The organism is Blautia sp. AM29-29 (assembly GCF_003480555.1).
Classification (GTDB): domain Bacteria; phylum Bacillota; class Clostridia; order Lachnospirales; family Lachnospiraceae; genus Fusicatenibacter; species Fusicatenibacter saccharivorans.
Window position 1 is genome coordinate 34,840 of the sequence record NZ_QUJD01000010.1, and the last position, 19,162, is coordinate 54,001.

General features: G+C 51.1%; 16 protein-coding genes. 14 read left to right on the forward strand and 2 right to left on the reverse strand.

Annotation, left to right across the window (positions count from 1 at the left end; all coding sequences use genetic code 11):
* Positions 1 to 544 precede the first annotated feature (544 nt).
* Genes DW769_RS08845 through DW769_RS08855 form a run of 3 tightly spaced genes read left to right on the forward strand, consistent with a single transcriptional unit; the run spans position 545 to position 4,425 of the window.
* Positions 545 to 1,384: a carbon-nitrogen hydrolase family protein gene (locus DW769_RS08845; RefSeq protein ID WP_055218595.1), complete on the forward strand. Its 840-nt coding sequence runs from the start codon at positions 545 to 547 to the stop codon at positions 1,382 to 1,384.
* A gap of 23 nt (positions 1,385 to 1,407) precedes the next feature.
* The gene (locus DW769_RS08850; protein ID WP_118750299.1) at positions 1,408 to 2,592 is read left to right on the forward strand and encodes an iron-containing alcohol dehydrogenase; all 1,185 of its coding nucleotides are present in this window, start codon (positions 1,408 to 1,410) and stop codon (positions 2,590 to 2,592) included.
* Positions 2,593 to 2,607: 15 nt separating this feature from the next.
* Positions 2,608 to 4,425: an N-acetylmuramoyl-L-alanine amidase gene (locus tag DW769_RS08855; RefSeq protein WP_118750270.1), complete on the forward strand. Its 1,818-nt coding sequence runs from the start codon at positions 2,608 to 2,610 to the stop codon at positions 4,423 to 4,425.
* Between the two features lie 97 nt (positions 4,426 to 4,522).
* On the opposite strand, the gene DW769_RS08860 is transcribed toward DW769_RS08855, so the two are convergent.
* Complete coding sequence (locus tag DW769_RS08860) at positions 4,523 to 5,755, reverse strand: argininosuccinate synthase (protein WP_055218598.1); 1,233 nt, start codon at positions 5,753 to 5,755, stop codon at positions 4,523 to 4,525.
* A 282-nt stretch (positions 5,756 to 6,037) separates the two neighbouring features.
* On the opposite strand from DW769_RS08860, the gene argC reads away from it, so the two are divergent.
* The 11 genes from argC (at position 6,038) to holA (ending at position 18,469) form a co-directional block, all read left to right on the forward strand.
* On the forward strand, positions 6,038 to 7,078 hold the full coding sequence (gene argC / locus DW769_RS08865) for an N-acetyl-gamma-glutamyl-phosphate reductase (protein ID WP_118750271.1): 1,041 nt from the start codon (positions 6,038 to 6,040) through the stop codon (positions 7,076 to 7,078).
* Between the two features lie 52 nt (positions 7,079 to 7,130).
* The gene (gene argJ, locus DW769_RS08870) at positions 7,131 to 8,354 is read left to right on the forward strand and encodes a bifunctional glutamate N-acetyltransferase/amino-acid acetyltransferase ArgJ (RefSeq protein ID WP_022462203.1); all 1,224 of its coding nucleotides are present in this window, start codon (positions 7,131 to 7,133) and stop codon (positions 8,352 to 8,354) included.
* 108 nt (positions 8,355 to 8,462) lie between these two features.
* Positions 8,463 to 9,359, forward strand: a complete 897-nt coding sequence (gene argB, locus DW769_RS08875; RefSeq protein WP_117761227.1) for an acetylglutamate kinase — start codon at positions 8,463 to 8,465, stop codon at positions 9,357 to 9,359.
* On the forward strand, positions 9,346 to 10,536 hold the full coding sequence (locus tag DW769_RS08880; RefSeq protein WP_022462205.1) for an aspartate aminotransferase family protein: 1,191 nt from the start codon (positions 9,346 to 9,348) through the stop codon (positions 10,534 to 10,536). The genes argB and DW769_RS08880 overlap by 14 nt, the downstream gene beginning before the upstream one ends.
* A 292-nt stretch (positions 10,537 to 10,828) precedes the next feature.
* Positions 10,829 to 11,260, forward strand: coding sequence for a DMT family transporter (locus DW769_RS08885; protein WP_118595125.1), 432 nt, complete (start codon positions 10,829 to 10,831; stop codon positions 11,258 to 11,260).
* Between the two features lie 113 nt (positions 11,261 to 11,373).
* Entirely contained in the window at positions 11,374 to 12,078 is a 705-nt protein-coding gene (locus tag DW769_RS08890) for a helix-hairpin-helix domain-containing protein (protein WP_117801488.1), read from the forward strand.
* Positions 12,079 to 12,095: 17 nt separating this feature from the next.
* Positions 12,096 to 12,785 (forward strand): response regulator transcription factor, encoded by a 690-nt coding sequence (locus DW769_RS08895; RefSeq protein ID WP_022462209.1) that lies wholly within the window; start codon positions 12,096 to 12,098, stop codon positions 12,783 to 12,785.
* Positions 12,730 to 14,208: a sensor histidine kinase gene (locus DW769_RS08900; RefSeq protein ID WP_022462210.1), complete on the forward strand. Its 1,479-nt coding sequence runs from the start codon at positions 12,730 to 12,732 to the stop codon at positions 14,206 to 14,208. The genes DW769_RS08895 and DW769_RS08900 overlap by 56 nt, the downstream gene beginning before the upstream one ends.
* A 12-nt stretch (positions 14,209 to 14,220) precedes the next feature.
* Complete coding sequence (locus DW769_RS08905) at positions 14,221 to 15,144, forward strand: GerMN domain-containing protein (RefSeq protein ID WP_118750272.1); 924 nt, start codon at positions 14,221 to 14,223, stop codon at positions 15,142 to 15,144.
* Entirely contained in the window at positions 15,141 to 17,414 is a 2,274-nt protein-coding gene (locus tag DW769_RS08910; RefSeq protein WP_118750273.1) for a DNA internalization-related competence protein ComEC/Rec2, read from the forward strand. The genes DW769_RS08905 and DW769_RS08910 overlap by 4 nt, the downstream gene beginning before the upstream one ends.
* Before the next feature lie 71 nt (positions 17,415 to 17,485).
* Positions 17,486 to 18,469 (forward strand): DNA polymerase III subunit delta, encoded by a 984-nt coding sequence (gene holA, locus DW769_RS08915; RefSeq protein WP_117813625.1) that lies wholly within the window; start codon positions 17,486 to 17,488, stop codon positions 18,467 to 18,469.
* A gap of 327 nt (positions 18,470 to 18,796) precedes the next feature.
* Here holA and rpsT read toward each other — a convergent pair whose 3' ends face one another.
* Entirely contained in the window at positions 18,797 to 19,060 is a 264-nt protein-coding gene (gene rpsT / locus DW769_RS08920; protein ID WP_022462214.1) for a 30S ribosomal protein S20, read from the reverse strand.
* Positions 19,061 to 19,162: the final 102 nt, after the last annotated feature.

The window sequence follows — 19,162 nt, forward strand, 5'->3', positions numbered from 1 at the left end:
GCGAAGGCTGCGTTTGTATATAAAAGAAGGGAATCGATGCGGTAAGAAGACCGCGGAATCTGCCTGCCGGAAACGGAGCGAAGCCGGAAAGAACGGTTTCGTACTGTTTATAGCAATAAAAAAAGCCGCAGTATCGACGTACCGCGCCTTCTGTGCGAAATAGCAGGCATAAAGAATGCATAGAGATTTGTTATGCAGAGTTAATGCTTACAAAGAATTTCGAAAGAAGGGCAGCCACCTGGTTTGATCGCCATACGAAGTTTATTCTGTTTTACGCTGGATGCATAAATAAGATTGATCATAAGTGGTGTTCTCCTTTCGTGATTTTTTCTGCCGCATCTGATCGAACACGACAGCTTATGGTTCTAAGCTACTCCTGTTTTCTGGATTTGTCAATTGTTATTTTCAAAAATTAAAAAATAAAAGCTGCAAAAGGTATGAAAATTGCGAATTTGGGTAGCTGTTTCGGGGAATATGCGATATAATAAACGAGAATATAAGCGGAAAAATCACAAGCTAACATGTGAAACGAGGGGACAAAAAGATGGAAAAAATAATTGCAGGCCTGGTGCAGATGGATTCTGGGCCGGATATGAATGAAAATATGCGCATGGCCGAGCAGTATGTGCGGGAGGCGGCGGAACAGGGAGCGAAGCTGATTCTTTTCCCGGAGACCGCAGAATACACGGGAGCAGACATGCCGGGGCACGCAAGTGCAGTGCCGGGCTACGTCAGCCGCCGGTTTTCCAGCCTTGCCAAACGGTACGGTGTCTATCTGCACTGCGGCAGCATGACGGTACGGCGCCATCCGGGGCGTCCGTCCAACACGTCGTTTCTGTTCGGACCAGATGGAGAAACGATTGCAGAATACAGCAAAATACATATGTTTGATGTAAATATTCCGGGCAGTGTCTCCTACGAAGAATCACACGAGATCTGCCCGGGAAATGAAATTGTTCTTGCGGACACGGCGCTTGGCCTGTTCGGCATGAGCATCTGCTACGATATCCGCTTTCCGGAACAGTACCGGCTGATGGCATCCTCCGGAGCAGATGCATTTCTGATAGCGGCGGATTTTACGAAAGCAACGGGAGAGCGCCACTGGGAAGCACTGCTGCGCACGCGCGCCATTGAAAACGGATGCTACGTGCTCGCCGCCAACCAGTGCGGCCAGAAAGCGCGGTTTGAGGCGTACGGCCATTCCATGATCATTGCGCCGGACGGCGAAATTCTTGCGGAGGCAGATGATACCCCGCAGGTACTCATCGCAGAGCTGGATCCGGAAGTGCTGGAGCGGACAAGAAATGAAATCCCGTCTCTGGAAAACAGGAGAGACGATCTTTACCGTGTAAGCTCGGGAAACGTACGGATTTATGAAGAATAAAAATGCAGGGAGGAAATAAGAAGATGGATCAGTTTATACAGTATACCCCGACGGAAGTCGTGTTCGGAAAAGAGACTGAAAACCAGGCAGGCGCTGAGGTAAAGAAATGGGGCGGCACAAAGGTGCTCGTCGTTTACGGAGGCGGAAGTGCGAAACGGAGCGGTCTTCTGGACCGAGTGAAAGCATCTCTTGCAAAAGAAGGCCTTGCCTTTGAAGAGCTTGGCGGCGTAAAACCAAACCCGAGACTTGCCCTTGCCGAGGAGGGTGTGAAAAAAGCAGTGGAAATGCAGGCAGACTTTATTCTTGCCGTCGGCGGCGGAAGCTCGATTGACACCGCAAAAGCCGTTGCACACGGAGCTGCAAATCCGGAGGAGGCACTCTGGGATATCTGGACGAAAAAAGTACCGTTGACAAAATCTCTCCCGGTAGGAGCGGTTCTGACGATACCGGCAGCCGGAAGCGAGATGAGTGATTCCGCCGTTCTGACAAACGAGGCAATCGGCAAAAAGGCAGGCATCAACACGCCGTTCAACCGCTGCAAATTTGCCATCATGAATCCGGAGCTGGCAGCAACCCTGCCGAAATACCAGATTGCCTGCGGAGTAACCGACATCATGATGCACACGATGGAGCGCTATTTCATTCCGGAGAGCCAGTGCGAGATGACGGACGAGATTGCAGAGGGACTCCTCCGTACCGTAATCAAAAACGGACCGAAGGTTCTGGAAAACCCATCCGATTACAATGCGATGGCGGAAATCATGTGGTGCGGAAGCCTGTCACACAATGGACTGACGGAGTGCGGACGCGGCAAAGATTTTTCGGTACATAAATTTGGCCATGCGTTAAGTGCAAAATATGATGTAGCACACGGCGCATCCCTGGCGGCAGTCTGGGGTGCCTGGGCGAAATACCAGTACGATGAGGAGACGGTTCTCTGGCGGTTTGCACGGTTTGCAGAAAAAGTCTGGGGCATCACAGAGGGAAGCGATCACAAACGGGCAACGGAAGGCATTGAGCGCACAGTAGCGTTCTTCCATTCGCTCGGCATGCCGACCTCCCTGCATGAGCTTGATATTCTGAACCCGTCGGATGAGGATCTGCGTGCCCTTTCCATGGATGCAACACAGCAGGACACTGTAAAACTGTCCCGCATCCGCAAGCTGGGCGCACAGGAAGTATATGAGATTTACCAGATGGCGCGATAAAAGGAGGAAAAACAGATGGCAAAAAAGAAAATCGCAGCACTGCTGATCGCAGCGGCCGTTGCGGCGGGAGGCTGGGCGCTTCCGGCAAGGGTAAGCGCAGCAGAAAATGACGGCACGGCCGTAACCTGGCAGCAGGATGAGACGGAAAGTTCCGAGCAGAATTCGGATGAGGAAGCGGCAGCGCAGGAGCAGAGCGGTACTTCGGAAAACGAGACGCCGGCTGTTACGATTCCAGGTGAGGACAACGAACAGGAGCCGGAAGAGAAACTTCCTGCCGGCTGGGTGAAACAGGAGGACGGAAGCTGGAAATACAGAAAAGAGGACGGCACGATGGCCGCCAGCGAGTGGATCACCCATCTGAACCGGAGATATTATCTGAATGCAGACGAAATCATGTGCACGGGTCTTTCGATGGTCAACGGAAAGCTCTATTATTTTGAGAGCTGGGGCGGAGCCGGATACAAAGGCTGGAAAAAAGTCGGCGGGGCATGGTACTATCTGAACGAGGACGGAAGCGTCAAAACGAATGAATGGTTCGTTCACGACAAGAGAACATACCATGTAGATGAAAACGGTGTGATGAGCACCGGACTGCAGAAGATTGACGGAACGCTCTACTACTTCGAGAGCTGGGGCGGAGCCGGATTCCAGGGCTGGAAAAAAGTCGGCGGAACATGGTACTATCTGAATGAGGACGGAAGCCTCAGAACGAATCAGTGGTTTGTGCATGATAAAAGAACGTACCATGTAGACGCAGACGGTGTGATGAGTACCGGCTGGCAGACGATTGACGGCGTTGATTATTACTTTGAAAGCTGGGGCGGCATGCGCGTGAACGCCTGGGCGGCCAAGGGCAGTGACTGGTATTACATGGACAGCAACGGAACCCCAAAAGGGGAAGGCTGGCTGCTGTATGACAAGAACTGGTATTATCTGAGGCAGGACGGCAAAATGATGCACAGTGAATGGCTGTGGTATGATAATAACTGGTATTACCTGCAGAGCTGGGGCGGCATGTATAAGAGCCAGTGGGTAACGATCAAAGGCGCAACGTATTACTTCCGGAGCTGGGGCGGTATTTACAAGAACGGCTGGCAGGAAGTGGACGGAAAAACGTATTACTTCCGAAGCTGGGGCGGCATCTATAAGGATACCTACATCGACGGCTATTACGTTGATAAAAACGGTGTCCGCCGGAACAGCAAAAATATCTGCGTGGCAATCGACGCAGGACACCAGAGAAGAGGAAACAGCGAGAAAGAGCCGATCGGACCGGGATCATCGACCTATAAGGCGAAGGTTGCTTCCGGAACATGCGGTGTGGCAACCGGCATCAATGAGTATGAGCTGAACCTTGCGGTATCTTTAAAGGTACGCGATATCCTTGAGGAGCGCGGCTACGATGTTTACATGATCCGCGAGACGCACGACGTCAATATCAGCAACTCCGAGCGTGCAAAACTTGCCGTGCAGAACGGAGCAGACATTCTCGTGCGTGTACACGCGAACGGAGATTCGAACCAGTCGGTTTACGGAGCACTCACGATGGCACCGAGCAGCAGAAATACGTATCTTTCCGGTGATGTGGTCAGCAAGAGCCAGAAGCTCTCCCAGAAGATGATCGCAGCATTCTGCAAAGACACCGGTGCGAAGAACCGCGATGTGATTTACACCGATTCCATGAGCGGCATCAACTGGAGTACCATTCCGGTCACGATCATTGAGCTTGGCTTCATGAGCAATCCTTCCGAGGACCGTTTGATGGCAACCGAGGATTACCGAAACAAGATGGCACAGGGAATTGCGGACGGAATCGACGCATATTACGAATAAACAAAGGGACCTGCCTGAAATGGGCGGGTCCTTTTTGTATGCAAAAAAAGAAAGCGGAGCGAGTCCGCTTTCTTTTGGGAATCCATAGGATCAGATCTTATTTGTTGTTGTTTTTCTCCAGCTCCTGCATTTTCATCGCACGAACCTTCAGCGGCAGACCGAACAGTGTGATGAATCCGTCTGCATCGTGGTGATCGTAGAGATCGCCGGTGGTGAAGGAAGCAAGAGACTCATTGTACAGGCTGTACGGAGAAGACTCGCCGGCTTTGATGATGTTGCCTTTGAACAGTTTGAATTTTACTTCGCCTGTTACATATTTCTGGGTGACATCAACGAATGCCTGGATTGCCTCGCGCAGAGGAGTGTACCATTTTCCTTCGTAAACAACCTCAGCAAGCAGGTTTCCGAGATCTTTCTTTGTTTTCAGGGTCTCACGGTCGAGAATCAGCTCCTCTAACTGCTCATGTGCAGCCATCAGGATGGTTCCGCCAGGAGTCTCATAAACACCGCGGGATTTCATGCCGACAACACGGTTCTCAACGATATCAACAATACCGATGCCGTGTTTTCCGCCCAGCTTGTTCAGCTCGGTGATGATTTCAGAAACTTTCATTTCTTTTCCGTTTAAGGTCTTCGGAACGCCGGCCTCAAAGGTCATGGTTACGTACTCGCCTTCGTCCGGAGCTTTTTCCGGAGGAGTGGTCAGTACGAGAAGATCGTCGTAGTTCGGCTCGTTGGACGGATCCTCAAGCTCAAGTCCCTCATGGCTGATGTGCCACAGGTTACGATCACGGCTGTAGCTGTGGTTTGCATCAAACGGAAGGTCGATGCCGTGTGCTTTACAGTAAGCCAGCTCGTCTTCACGGGACTGCATGGTCCATACATCGGTCATTCTCCAAGGAGCGATTACTTTGATATCCGGAGCAAGGGCTTTGATGCCGAGCTCGAAACGGATCTGGTCATTTCCTTTACCGGTAGCGCCGTGGCAGATGGCAACAGCACCTTCTTTTCTTGCGATCTCAACGAGTTTCTTTGCGATAACCGGACGTGCCATGGAAGTACCGAGCAGGTATTTGTTCTCATAAACAGCGCCTGCTTTTACGCACGGCATGATGAAGTCTTCACTGAACTCGTCGATAACGTTTTCGATATATAATTTGGAAGCGCCGGAAAGTTTTGCTCTCTCATCGAGGCCAACCAGCTCGTTTCCCTGGCCGCAGTCGATGCAGCAGCAGATTACTTCGTAGTCAAAGGTCTCTTTCAGCCACGGAATAATGGCAGTAGTATCAAGTCCGCCGGAATAGGCAAGTACAACTTTTTCTTTCATAATGTAAGATCCTCCTTGGATTTCTCGTGCACCTATATGCGCGGTGCATCGTCAATGACTAAAATATACATCATACGACAGGATTATGCAAGCTTTTTTTGAGAAATTCAAAAAAAACTTGCATAATATACATTTGAGGTGTATACTTATGCAAACGACGGTATATGACAGCAGAAAACAAAGATTTTTCATTGAAAAAAGAAAATAATTGAGCTATCATAAAGAAAAAAGAAAAAATGTCCGGCAAGACAAGAAAACGGGCGAAAGAAAAAAGGAGAAAAAGGTATGATCAGAGCAGGAATTATCGGTTCTACAGGATATGCAGGAGGCGAGCTGGTGCGTATTCTCCTGGGACACAAAGATGTGGAGATTAAATGGTATGGTTCCAGAAGCTATATCGATAAGAAATATGCGTCGGTTTACCAGAATATGTTTCAGTTAGTAGACGATGTCTGCAAGGACGACAACATGGAGCAGCTTGCAAAGGAAGTAGACGTCATTTTTACAGCAACTCCGCAGGGACTCTGTGCTTCCCTGGTAAATGATGAAATTCTTTCGAAAGTAAAGGTCATCGACCTGAGCGCCGATTTCCGTATTAAAGATGTAAAAACGTATGAAGAGTGGTACAAGATCGAGCATAAATCCCCGCAGTATATCGACGAGGCGGTTTACGGACTGTGCGAGATCAACCGTGAGAAAGTAAAACAGGCGCGCATCGTGGCAAACCCGGGATGCTATCCGACCTGCTCAACTCTTTCGATTTATCCTTTATTAAAGGAAGATCTCATTGATGGCAACACCATCATCATCGATGCAAAATCCGGAACTTCCGGAGCAGGAAGAGGAGCGAAAGTGGACAACCTCTACTGTGAGGTCAATGAAAACATCAAGGCATACGGCGTTGCCAGCCACCGCCACACACCGGAGATCGAGGAGCAGCTTTCCTATGCAGCTGGCTACCCGATCACCCTGAACTTCACCCCGCATCTTGTTCCGATGAACCGCGGCATTCTCGTAACGGCATATGCATCCCTGAAAAAAGATGTGACTTACGAAGAGGTTAAAGCCGTTTATGATAAGTATTATGCCAACGAGCAGTTTGTACGTGTTCTCGATAAGGATGTCTGCCCGCAGACGAAATGGGTCGAGGGAAGCAACTATGTGGATGTCAACTTCAAGATCGATCCGAGAACGAAACGAATCATCATGATGGGTGCGATGGACAACCTGGTCAAAGGCGCAGCAGGACAGGCGGTACAGAATATGAACCTGATGTTCGGCCTGCCGGAAAACGAAGGCCTGTGCATGCCGCCGATGTTCCCGTAAAAAAGACAGAAGCAGACAACAGACGGAATTTACGAAAAGTGAGGATAAAAGAATGAAAAAGATTGAAGGAGGCATCACTGCTGCAAAAGGTTTTCAGGCAGCAGGCGGCGCAGCAGGAATTAAAAAACAGGGCGTAAAGGATATGGCACTTGTCTACAGCGAGGTACCGTGCGTAGCAGCAGGAACCTTTACTACAAACATCGTAAAAGCAGCTCCGGTCAAATGGGACCAGGAGATTGTATACAACCATCCAACCGCACAGGCAATCGTCTGCAACAGCGGAATCGCCAATGCATGCACCGGCGAGGAGGGCTATGGCTACTGCAGAAAAACCGCAGAGGCAGCATCGGCTGCACTTTCCATTCCAGAGGACTCCGTTCTCGTTGCATCGACCGGTGTTATCGGAAAACAGATTCCGATCGATAAGATCGCAGCCGGCGTGGAAATGCTGAAACCGCAGCTTGCAGCTACAAGAGAAGCCGCAGCTACAGCAGCACAGGCGATCATGACAACCGACACCGAGCCGAAGGAAGTTGCTGTTCAGATCGAAATCGGCGGAAAAACCGTAACGATCGGCAGCATGTGCAAGGGCTCCGGCATGATCCATCCGAATATGTGCACCATGCTGAGCTTTGTGGCAACCGATGCCAATATTTCGAAAGAGATGCTGCAGAAAGCACTGAGCGAAGTCGTACCGGACACCTACAACATGGTTTCCGTAGACGGTGATACTTCCACAAACGATACCGTTCTCCTTCTGGCAAACGGTCTTGCCGGAAACCCGGAAATTACGGAAGAAAACGAGGATTACAAGATTTTCAAAGAAGCACTCTTTGAAGTCAATAAAACACAGGCGATGCACATCGCAGGCGACGGCGAGGGCGCAACCGCACTGTTCGAAGTGACGATTCAGGGAGCCGAGAGCAAAGAGCAGGCCGTGACACTGGCAAAATCCGTCATCACATCGAGTCTGACGAAAGCGGCAATCTTCGGCCATGACGCCAACTGGGGAAGAATCCTCTGCGCGATGGGTTACTCCGGAGCAAAATTCGATCCGGAAAATGTAGATCTCTACTTTGAGAGCGCAGCCGGAAAACTGCAGATTATCACGAAAGGTGTTGCCGTTGACTACAGCGAGGAGGAGGCAACGAAGATCCTCTCCGAGCCGAAAGTAACTGCGACCGCCGACATCCACATGGGAGAGGCGACAGCAACGGCATGGGGCTGCGACCTGACCTATGACTATGTAAAAATTAATGCGGATTACCGTTCTTAAAAAAATAGTCGGATAAAATTCTGAGGGAATACAACGAAACAGTGCCGGAAAACCGTATTTCCGGTACAGCAGAATCAGGAATCAAAAGAGGAGAGCGAGGAAAAAATCATGGTAAATCAGATGTATCTGGACAAAGCAAATGTGCTGATCGAGGCACTTCCTTATATTCAGCGGTTCAACCGCAAAATCATTGTCATCAAATACGGCGGAAGCGCGATGGTGGATGAAGAGCTGAAGAGAAACGTTATTCAGGACGTTGTTCTTCTGAAGCTGGTCGGATTCAAACCAATCATCGTACACGGCGGCGGAAAGGAAATCAGCCGCTGGGTCGGAAAGGTCGGCATGGAACCGAAGTTTGTCAACGGCCTTCGTGTAACGGATGCCGATACGATGGAAGTGGCAGAGATGGTGCTGAATAAGGTCAACAAAGAGCTTGTCACCATGATTCAGTCGCTCGGTGTCAACGCAGTCGGCATCAGCGGAAAAGACGGCGGTCTCTTAAACGTAGAGAAAAAGCTGTCCAAGGGAGAAGACATCGGCTTCGTTGGAAATATCAAAAATGTAAATCCGAAAGTGCTGTACGATCTTCTGGATAACGATTTCCTGCCGGTAGTCTGCCCGGTCGGCATGGACGATGATTTCAACACCTACAACATCAACGCAGACGACGCAGCCTGCGCGATCGCAGAGGCGTTAAATGCAGAAAAACTGGCATTCCTGACCGATATCGAGGGTGTATACAAAGATCCGAAGGACCCGGAGAGCCTGATTTCCGAGCTCCACGTACAGGAAGCAAGAGATCTCATCACCAACGGAAATGTCGGTGGCGGTATGATTCCAAAGCTCCAGGGCTGTATCGACGCGATTGAGAACGGTGTTTCAAGAGTCCACATCATGGACGGAAGAATCCAGCACTGCCTGCTGCTTGAGATCTTTACGAACAAAGGAATTGGTACGGCGATTTTAGGGGAAAACAAGGAGAAATTCAATCATGAAGACAAATGAGTATATGGAACAGACCGAGCAGTACGTGCTCCACACCTATAACCGGTTCCCGCTTGTGATCGACCACGGCGAGGGCGTTCATCTGTATGACACCGACGGAAAAGCATATCTGGACTTTGCGGCAGGTATCGCGGTATATGCGCTCGGCTACAGCAATGACGATTATAAAAAAGCAGTGAAAGACCAGGTGGACAAAGTCATCCATGTTTCCAACCTGTTCTACAATGTTCCGATGGGCTCCGCGGCAGAAAAGCTGGCGAAGGCATCCGGCATGGATAAAGTATTCTTTACGAACAGCGGTACGGAGTCGATCGAGGGAGCCATCAAAGTAGCGAGAAAATACGCTTACTTAAAAGACGGCAGCAACGATCACGAGATCATCGCGATGAACCATTCCTTCCATGGAAGAAGCCTTGGAGCGCTTTCTGTAACAGGAAATACGCATTATCAGGATCCGTTCAAACCGCTGATCGGCGGCATTAAATTTGCGGATTTTAATGATCTGGAGAGCGTAAAGGCACAGATTACCGACAAGACATGTGCGATCATCATGGAGACTGTACAGGGCGAGGGCGGTATCTATCCGGCAACGAAAGAATTTTTACAGGGCGTGCGCGATCTGTGTGACGAGCACGACATCCTGCTGATTCTCGACGAGATCCAGTGCGGTATGGGAAGAACAGGAAAACTGTTCGCATGGCAGGATTACGGCGTACAGCCGGATGTCATGACGTGTGCAAAAGCACTTGGCTGCGGCGTTCCGGTCGGCGCCTTCGTGCTGAATAAAAAGACGGCAGAGCATTCGCTCGTTCCGGGAGACCACGGAACGACATACGGCGGAAACCCGCTGGCCTGCGCGGCTGTCAATGCTGTATTTGAATGCTATGAGAAACAGCATGTCGTAGAGCATGTAGCAGAGACGGCTCCGTATCTGGAGAAAAAGCTGGACGAGCTGGTGGAAAAATATGACTGCCTCGCAGCACGCCGTGGAAAAGGCTTTATGCAGGGCCTTGTCGTAACGGGACGTCCGGTCGGAGAAGTCATCAACCGCGCGATTGAGAACGGACTTCTTGTGATTTCCGCCGGAAGCGACGTTCTTCGTATGGTACCGCCGCTTGTGATTACGAAAGATGACATCGATGAGATGATTGAAAAACTGGAGAAAGCATTACAGTAATGTGAAATAGACAGCCGTCTGGTTTCCTAGGCAGGAGACCGGTCGGCTGTTTTCCTGCTGTCCCTGAGTTCTGTATAAAAACGGGGAAAAAAGGAATAGTATAAAATGTACTCTCGGAGCCTTTCTGCACTTGCTTTTACGGCCGATTTTCCGCCAGCTGCACCCAAATTTCATCAACGTACGCACCGCGTACGCCTCAGAAATTTGGGCACAACTGACAAAAAATCTTCTCGTAAAATCAAGCGCAGAAAGACTCCGAGAGTACATAAAAAAACAGCAGGAGGAAAAATCAATGGCGGGAATTTTAACAGCGCTGCTCTCCGGAGCGCTGATGAGTATTCAGGGCGTTTTCAACACAGAGGTGACGAAACAGACGAGTACATGGCTGGCGGCCGGCTGGGTGCAGATTAGTGCGTTTGCCGTCTGTCTTGCGGCATGGTGCATCACCGGGAGGGAGCCGATCGGGGATTTGTTCCGCGTAAAGCCGTGGTATCTGCTGCTCGGCGGGGCAATTGGCGCGTTTATCACGATCACGGTTATCTGGAGTATGGCAGGGCTCGGCCCGGCGAAGGCGGCGATGCTGATCGTCATTTCCCAGCTCGCAGCGGCGTGGCTGATTGAACTGTTCGGCCTTTTCGGTATGGAAAAAACGGATTTCACCGTGCGAAAACTGATCGGCATGGCGATCGCCGTTGTGGGAATTGTAGTGTTTCAGTGGGAATAACGATTAAGATTTCTACTTGTATTTTTATGGTTTCTTCGATACAATAGAAACGTAGTTATGCGTACACAAGGGACCCTTGCGCGTCAGATGCGAAGCGGAAGGGAGTACACAGCATGAAATTGAAAAAACAGCAGGACAGAGGCAGAAAACATGCAAAAATACTGGCGGCGATGCTGGTTTTTTTGCTCTGCGGATGCAACCACAGGGATACAGAATACAAACTGTCAGATAGCACAGGCGGGAGCACGGCGGAAACCGTTTTCGGGAATCAGAAGGAAGTGGATGAGGAGCAGACGGTTTCCGAAAAAAGCGCCGGAGAAACCACAGGCATTCCGGAAAAACGTGAGGCACAGGAGGCAGCACCGGAAGAAACAGTGCAGGTTTATATCTGCGGTGCGGTCGCTTCCCCCGGTGTCTACACGCTGCCGGGCGGAAGCCGCGTAGTGCAGGCTGTGGAAGCGGCAGGCGGATTTCTGCCGGATGCTGAAGAAAAAATCCTCAATCTTGCACGGAAAATCGAAGACGGAGAGCAGATCACCGTCTGGACGCGCGAGGAGGCAGAAAACATGGAAATCACGGAAACGCCGCAGCAGAATACGGGCGGCACGGAGCAGGCTTCCGGTTCCGGCAAAGTCAACCTGAACACGGCCGGAAAAGAAGAACTGATGACACTCTCCGGCATCGGAGAGAGCCGTGCGGATGCCATCATCGCCTACCGCGAAGCAAACGGCCCGTTTGGTTCGATTGAGGAGATTATGAACATTGAGGGCATCAAGGGAAAGATGTTTGAAAAGATAAGGGGTTCTATCGAGGTTTAGAACAAGAAGGAGAAGAAATGGCAAAGAAAGTTCTTGTAGTTGATGATGAAAAACTGATCGTAAAAGGAATCCGCTTCAGCCTGGAGCAGGACGGCATGGAGGTTGACTGCGCATACGACGGCGAGGAAGCACTCTCCATGGCAAAAGAAAAAGAATACGATATGATCCTTCTGGATCTGATGCTGCCAAAGCTGGACGGATTGTCCGTCTGCCAGCAGATCCGTGAATTTTCCAACGTTCCGATCGTCATGCTGACCGCAAAGGGCGAGGACATGGACAAAATCCTGGGACTGGAATACGGCGCAGATGATTACATCACAAAGCCGTTCAACATTCTGGAAGTAAAAGCACGCATCAAGGCCATCATGCGCCGTGCGGCCCGCCAGGAGCCAAAAGAAGAGAAAGCAAAAGTCGTACAGGTGAAAGACCTGCGGATCGACTGCGAGAGCAGAAGAGTCTTCATCGGAGACCGCGAGATCAATCTGACTGCGAAGGAGTTCGATGTGCTCGAGCTTCTCGTCTTCAATCCGAACAAGGTGTACAGCAGAGAGAACCTGCTGAATATTGTCTGGGGCTATGAGTACCCGGGCGACGTGCGCACCGTAGATGTACATATCCGCCGTCTGCGCGAAAAGATTGAGAAAAATCCAAGTGAACCGAAGTACGTTCACACAAAGTGGGGAGTTGGTTACTATTTCCAGGCTTAAAAACAAAGAAAAATGGAAGTTTCTGCGGAGTCTGCGCTTCCGCATCACGGTGATTCTTGTGATCATCGGCATTGTACCGTGTGTGATCCTTGAGAAGAGCATCGTAAACAGCTATGAGGACCGTGCGGTATCGGTGCGCAGCATTACCGTAAAAAATCAGTGCGATATTATCTGCAACCAGCTCATCCAGCAGAATTACATGGAAGATCCTGGATCGGATGTCATCAACGGACAGCTCAGTATGCTGACAAATATCTACGGCGGCAGAATCCTGATTATCGACCAGGATTTCCGCGTCATCAAAGATACGTACGATATGGACCGCGGAAAGACGATTATCTCGCAGGAGGTCATCCAGAGCTTTCAGGGCAAGGAGACGAGCCAGTACGACCGGAAAAACAGCTATCTGGAAATGACGGTGCGGATTCAGAATACCGAGACGAAGGAGACGCTCGGCGTTATGCTCGTCAGCATTTCGACGGATGAGATCCGTGCGAATATGAAAATTCTGGAGACGAAGGGAATGACGATTCTTTCGATCATTGCGCTTCTCGTGCTGGTTTTTGGCTATCTGCTCGCGGGCATTCTGATGAAGCCGTTCCAGAAGGTCACCCGTTCCATCGAGGACATCACCGACGGCTATCTCGACGAAAGCATTTCTGTTCCGGATTACCTCGAGACAGAGCTGATCACGGACGCATTCAACAAGATGCTGACCCGCGTCCGCACGCTCGACGATTCCCGCCAGGAATTTGTTTCGAACGTCTCGCATGAGTTAAAGACGCCGCTTGCGTCCATGAAGGTTCTGGCGGATTCGCTGAACGGGCAGGAGGGCGTTCCGGTGGAACTTTATCAGGAGTTCATGCAGGATATTACCTCGGAGATCGACCGCGAAAACCAGATTATTACCGACCTTTTGTCGCTGGTCAAGATGGATAAAAAGGTGGCAGACCTCAATATCACCCAGGTCAATATCAACGAGCTGTTAGAGCAGCTGCTGAAGCGGCTTCATCCGATTGCCGCACAGAAAAATGTGGAGCTCATTCTCGACAGCTTCCGCCCGGTCAATGCGGAGGTGGATGCGACGAAGCTCTCGCTGGCGTTCTCGAACCTGATCGAAAACGGCATCAAATACAACAACGAGAATGGATGGGTGCGTGTATCCTTAAATGCGGATCACAAATATTTCTACGTGACGGTGGCAGACTCCGGCATCGGCATCCCGGAGGAGTCGATTGCGCATATCTTCGAGCGTTTCTACCGCGTGGACAAGTCCCACTCGCGGGAAATCGGCGGAACCGGCCTTGGCCTTGCGATTGCGCGGAGCGCGATTGTCATGCACCGGGGAGCGATCCGTGTATACAGCAAAGAAAACGAGGGAACGACATTTTCCGTGCGGATTCCTCTGAATTACGTGATGTAGGAGGTGGCGCACATGAAACGGATACTTGGCGTACTGCTGGCCGGCGTGCTGCTTCTTAGCGGCTGCGGGCAGTGGCAGAAGAGCCAGAAGGAGTCGGCGTATCACCTGTACTGCCTGGACAAAACCGGCACAACACTGGTGCAGGAGCCGTATGAACCAAAAGAAGGAACGGATCAGAAACTGATCAAGGAGCTGGTTGACGCGCTGCAGGAGAAACCTGCCAAGGACGGAAACCAGGCACTTCTTTCCAATGGGATTTCCATCAAGACGTATACGCTGGAGAACGGGCTCCTTACGCTGAACTTAAGTGGAGAGTACGGAGAGCTTGCGCGGCCGCAGGAGGTTTTGGTGCGTGCAGGACTGGTGCGTACCTTTGTGCAGGTTCCGGAGGTGGAGCGCGTGACGCTTCTGATTGACGGGGATCCGTTAAAGGATTCCAAAGGACGCGAGATCGGAACGATGACGGCGGACAGCTTTCTGGAAAATTCCGGAAGGGAAATTTATCAGTATCAGTATGCGACGCTGACACTGTATTTTGCAAATGAAGCGGGCGACCGGCTGGTGAAGGAGACACGGCGGGTTCCGTACAGCACGAACATTCCGCTGGAGCGTGTCGTGGTGGAGCAGCTGATGAAGGGGCCGAAAGAAGACGGCCACTACGCAGTATTTCCTGAGACGATGAATGTCCTCAGCGTTACAACGTCTGACCGGATTGCCTATGTGAATTTTGACAAATCTTTTAAGGATTCTGCACTTTTGAGTGTGGCGGAGCAGATTCCGATTTATGCGGTGGTGGATTCCATCACGGCGAACTGTAAGGTGGATAAGGTGCAGTTTTCCATCAACGGAGAGAGCGATGTAACCTTCCGTGAAACGATGAAACTCAATCAGTTCTACGAGGAAGACCTGTCTTATCTGGAGGAAAAAGATACATGAGAAAACGGCCCATGTGCCTGGCGTGTCTTGGATTCATGCTGGTGCTTGTGCTGCTGCGGATTGCGGGCGTGCCTCTTGGCACGCCTTTTTCTGACCCGAAATACGAAAAACAGGCGCAGCAGGGCAGCAGGGTGTGGATTGCAGGGACAATTGAAACGTATGAGAAAAAGAGCAGCAACAACGGGTATGTGCTGCGCGGGGAGGGAAGCAAAGGGAAAATTTATCTGCTCGCAAAGCGGGGAGATCTGCCGGTCGGAGCCGCTGTGCGGGTGTACGGAACTGTAAAAAAGCCGGAAAGCCCGCGCAATCCGGGGATGTTTGATGAGAAAACATATTATGAGGGAAAAGGCTGTGCGTTTTACGTGATTTCGGAGCGGGAGGAAGTTGTGGATGCCGGGCGGTGGAATCTCGGCGAAGCGCTCCGGCTGGAGCGGGAGCGGTGCTGTGCCGTTTTAAAAGAAATGATGCCGGAGGAGGAGGCAGGTGTGCTTTCTGCGATGCTGCTCGGGGAACGGTCGGAACTCACGGAGGAGACGTATCTGGCGTATCGGCAGAGCGGTCTGCTGCACCTGGTTTCCGTTTCCGGCATGCATCTGATGCTGCTCGGCATGGCACTCCGACGGCTGCTGATGGCGCTGCATCTGCCGAAAACTTCCGCGTCTCTGGCAGCGGCCGCCGGTATGGTGCTGTATGGCATGTTTACCGGCAGCGGAACGGCGACCGTGCGTGCAGTGGTGATGTTTGCGGTGCGGATGGGAGCTGTCGCAGTGGGAAGGACGTATGATTCCTTAAGTGCGCTCTCTCTTGCGGCAATTCTGATGCTGGCAGAAAACCCCTCGTATCTGGAGCAGAGCGGGTTCTGGCTTTCGTTTGGAGCAGTAACAGCCATTTCCGGGGTTTATCCGGTTCTGGCGGGGGAGAAGGCGGAACGGAAGAGACGCGGGGAAAAAACGGGGTTGGAAAAGCTTGCGGTGAAAGGAAAAGAGGCTGCGATGGTGTACCTTTCCCTGCAGCTTGTCATGATCCCGCTGCAGGCGTGGTATTTTTATGAGATTCCGCTCTTTGCGTTTCTGCCGAATCTGTTTGCAGGAGCTGTCATGACGGCGGTGCTGCTGACGGGTGCTGCGGGGCTTCTGGCGGGACTGGCAAGCGTGAAAGCGGGAAGTGTTGTTCTGCTTCCGACGCGGTTCCTGCTCACACTTCTGCGGCAGATGACAGCGGCGGTCGCACAGATTCCGGGAAATGTGTGGATCTGCGGTCAGCCGGAAAAATGGCAGATGGCAGGATATGGAATCATTCTGACCGGTCTGCTGGTGATACTGTATGTGCGAAAACGAAAACGGGAGATGAATCCGGAGGGGGCAAAACGAAAAGGTGCGCAGGCACGAAAGCGGGAGCGGATGCTCTTTGGTATTACCATGTTTTTTGCCTGTGTTCTGCTTTTTTACCGTCCCCGGGAAACGTTTTCCATTACAGCGCTGGACGTCGGCCAGGGCGATTCGCTGGTGGTGGAGAGCGGCCGTTTTGTGATGCTGAATGACGGCGGGAGCAGCAGTGCGTCTGCGGTCGGGGAAAAAAGGATTCTCCCATATCTGAAACAGCGCGGCATTGCCGCTCTTGATGCCGTTGTTGTCACGCACCCGGACGCAGATCACACGAACGGAATCCTCGAACTGCTGGAGCTGATCGGGGAGCAGAAAACGGCGCTTCGCATCCGCCATCTGTTCCTGCCTGTGTGGATGAAAGGAAGCGAAAAAGAAAATCCTTTTATTTTAGCCGCACAAAAAGCGGGAATTATGGTAGAATATCTAAAAAAGGGAGACGAGATCCGTGCAGGAGAACTCACCGTATCGGTACTTCATCCGGGAGCGGGCGAAGACTATACGGGAGAGGAAAACGCCGGAAGTGTTGTATTACAGCTTTCCTGCGGTGCCTGCCGCGCACTTCTGACGGGAGATCTGGAGGGAAGCGGAGAAGAAGAGGTCCTGGGGGCGGCAGAGCGGTGCCAGATTTTAAAGGTGGCGCACCACGGCTCGAGAAATTCAACGAGCGAGGCATTTCTGAACCGCATACAGCCGCAGATCAGCCTGATTTCCTGCGCGTGGCCGGGACGGTACGGCCATCCGCACCGGGAGCTGCTGGAGCGGCTTCGTGCCTGCAAAAGCCATATCTACGGAACACCGGTGGATGGAGCCGTGACAGTACAGCTGAAGCGTGACCGCCTGGCGGTTCACGGATACCGGTCGGATGTGGAATTTCCCGTCTCCTGAATGGTCAAAAGCTCCGGCTGCTGCGGCACTGCGCAAACGTGCTTCTGCCGGAACAAAAGAAAGAGGATGGAATGAAAAGCATTTTAGAAGATATCAAAACGCAGAATTTTAAGCAGGCCTACCTGCTCTACGGAGAAGAAGCCTATCTGAAGCATCAGTATAAAAACAAGCTGAAAAACGCACTGCTGCCGGAGGACGACACGATGAATTTCTCCCGCTTTGAGGGAAGAGGAACCGAGATTCCCAAAGTGATTGACCTTGCGGAGACGATGCCGTTTTTTGCGGACCGCCGTGTGATTCTGCTGGAAAATACAGGATTTTTCAAAAACAAAGCCGACGCGCTGGCAGACTACATGGGATCCCTGCCGGATTATCTGGTGCTGATCTTCGTGGAGGAGGAAGTCGATAAGCGGAACCGTATGTACAAGGCGGTGCAGAAGCAGGGAAGAGCAGTGGAATTTGCTCGTCAGGACGAAAAGACGCTGATGACCTGGGTACTCGGCATGATGAAAAAAGAGGGAAAAAAGATCACGCGCCAGGATATGGAAGATTTTCTGGAAAAGACGGGCACGGATATGGGAAATATCTCGCAGGAGCTGGAAAAACTGCTCAGCTATACGATGGGAAGAGATGTGATCACGCGGGCGGATATCGAGGCAGTCTGCACAACGCAGATTACGAACCGGATTTTCGAGATGATCCGCGCGGTAACGGAGAAGAAGCAGCGGAAAGCGCTTGATCTGTATCAGGATCTGCTGGCTTTAAAGGAGCCGCCGATGCGGATTCTCTTTCTGCTGACACGCCAGTTCAATCTGCTGCTGCAGGTCAAAGAGCTGCTGGCAGAGCACTGCGATCAGGCGACGATCGCAAAACGGACGGGACTGCAGAGCTTCGTTGTGCGGAACTATATTCCCATGTCGCGCCAGTATGCGGCGGAGGAATTAAAAGCGGCGGTCAATGACTGCGTGCAGATGGAAGAGGACGTGAAGACGGGAAAAATTTCCGATCTGCTGAGCGTGGAGCTGCTGATTACGAAATACAGCAGGGCGGCGTAAGAGCAGAGTTTTCTATAGCAAGACCCGAAAATAATGCAAAAAAGGCAGTGCTGCTGAGCGCGAATTGCAAGGAACAGATTTGAAGGCGTACCGGGGTACGACGAAAATCTGTGACGCAGTAATTCACGCTCTGCGGTGCTGAATTTTTTGCATTATTTTCGGGGATTGCTATAAAAAGAACAAGGCGTACCGGTACAGGAAAACTGGCCGATACGCCTTGTTCTGTGTTTATCAAAAGATCTGTCGCGGCGCACTCTTTTGGTAAGCATAAAAAAAGAACCCAGCCACATGACGGTATGACTAAGTTCTCTTTGTTTTATATCTTGATTATGCGATTGAGTTTACAGCTTTGCTCAGATTGGATACTTTTCTGGCAGCGTTGTTTTTATGATAAACGCCTTTAGAAGCAGCCTTGTCGATGGTAGAGATCGCATTTACTAATGCAGCAGCAGCAGCCTCTTTATCGTTTGCAGCAACAGCAGCATCTACTTTTTTCATAGAAGTCTTAACTGCAGAACGGATTGCTTTGTTGCGGTCTGCCTTTGTCTGATTTACCAGGATTCTTTTCTTTGCGGATTTAATGTTAGCCAAACTGTACACCTCCAATATTTTTAAAATTAATGTGATTTAAGGGATGTTATTCAATGGAACAGACACGGGCGCTCCACTGAAACATGCTTTATTATCCTATAA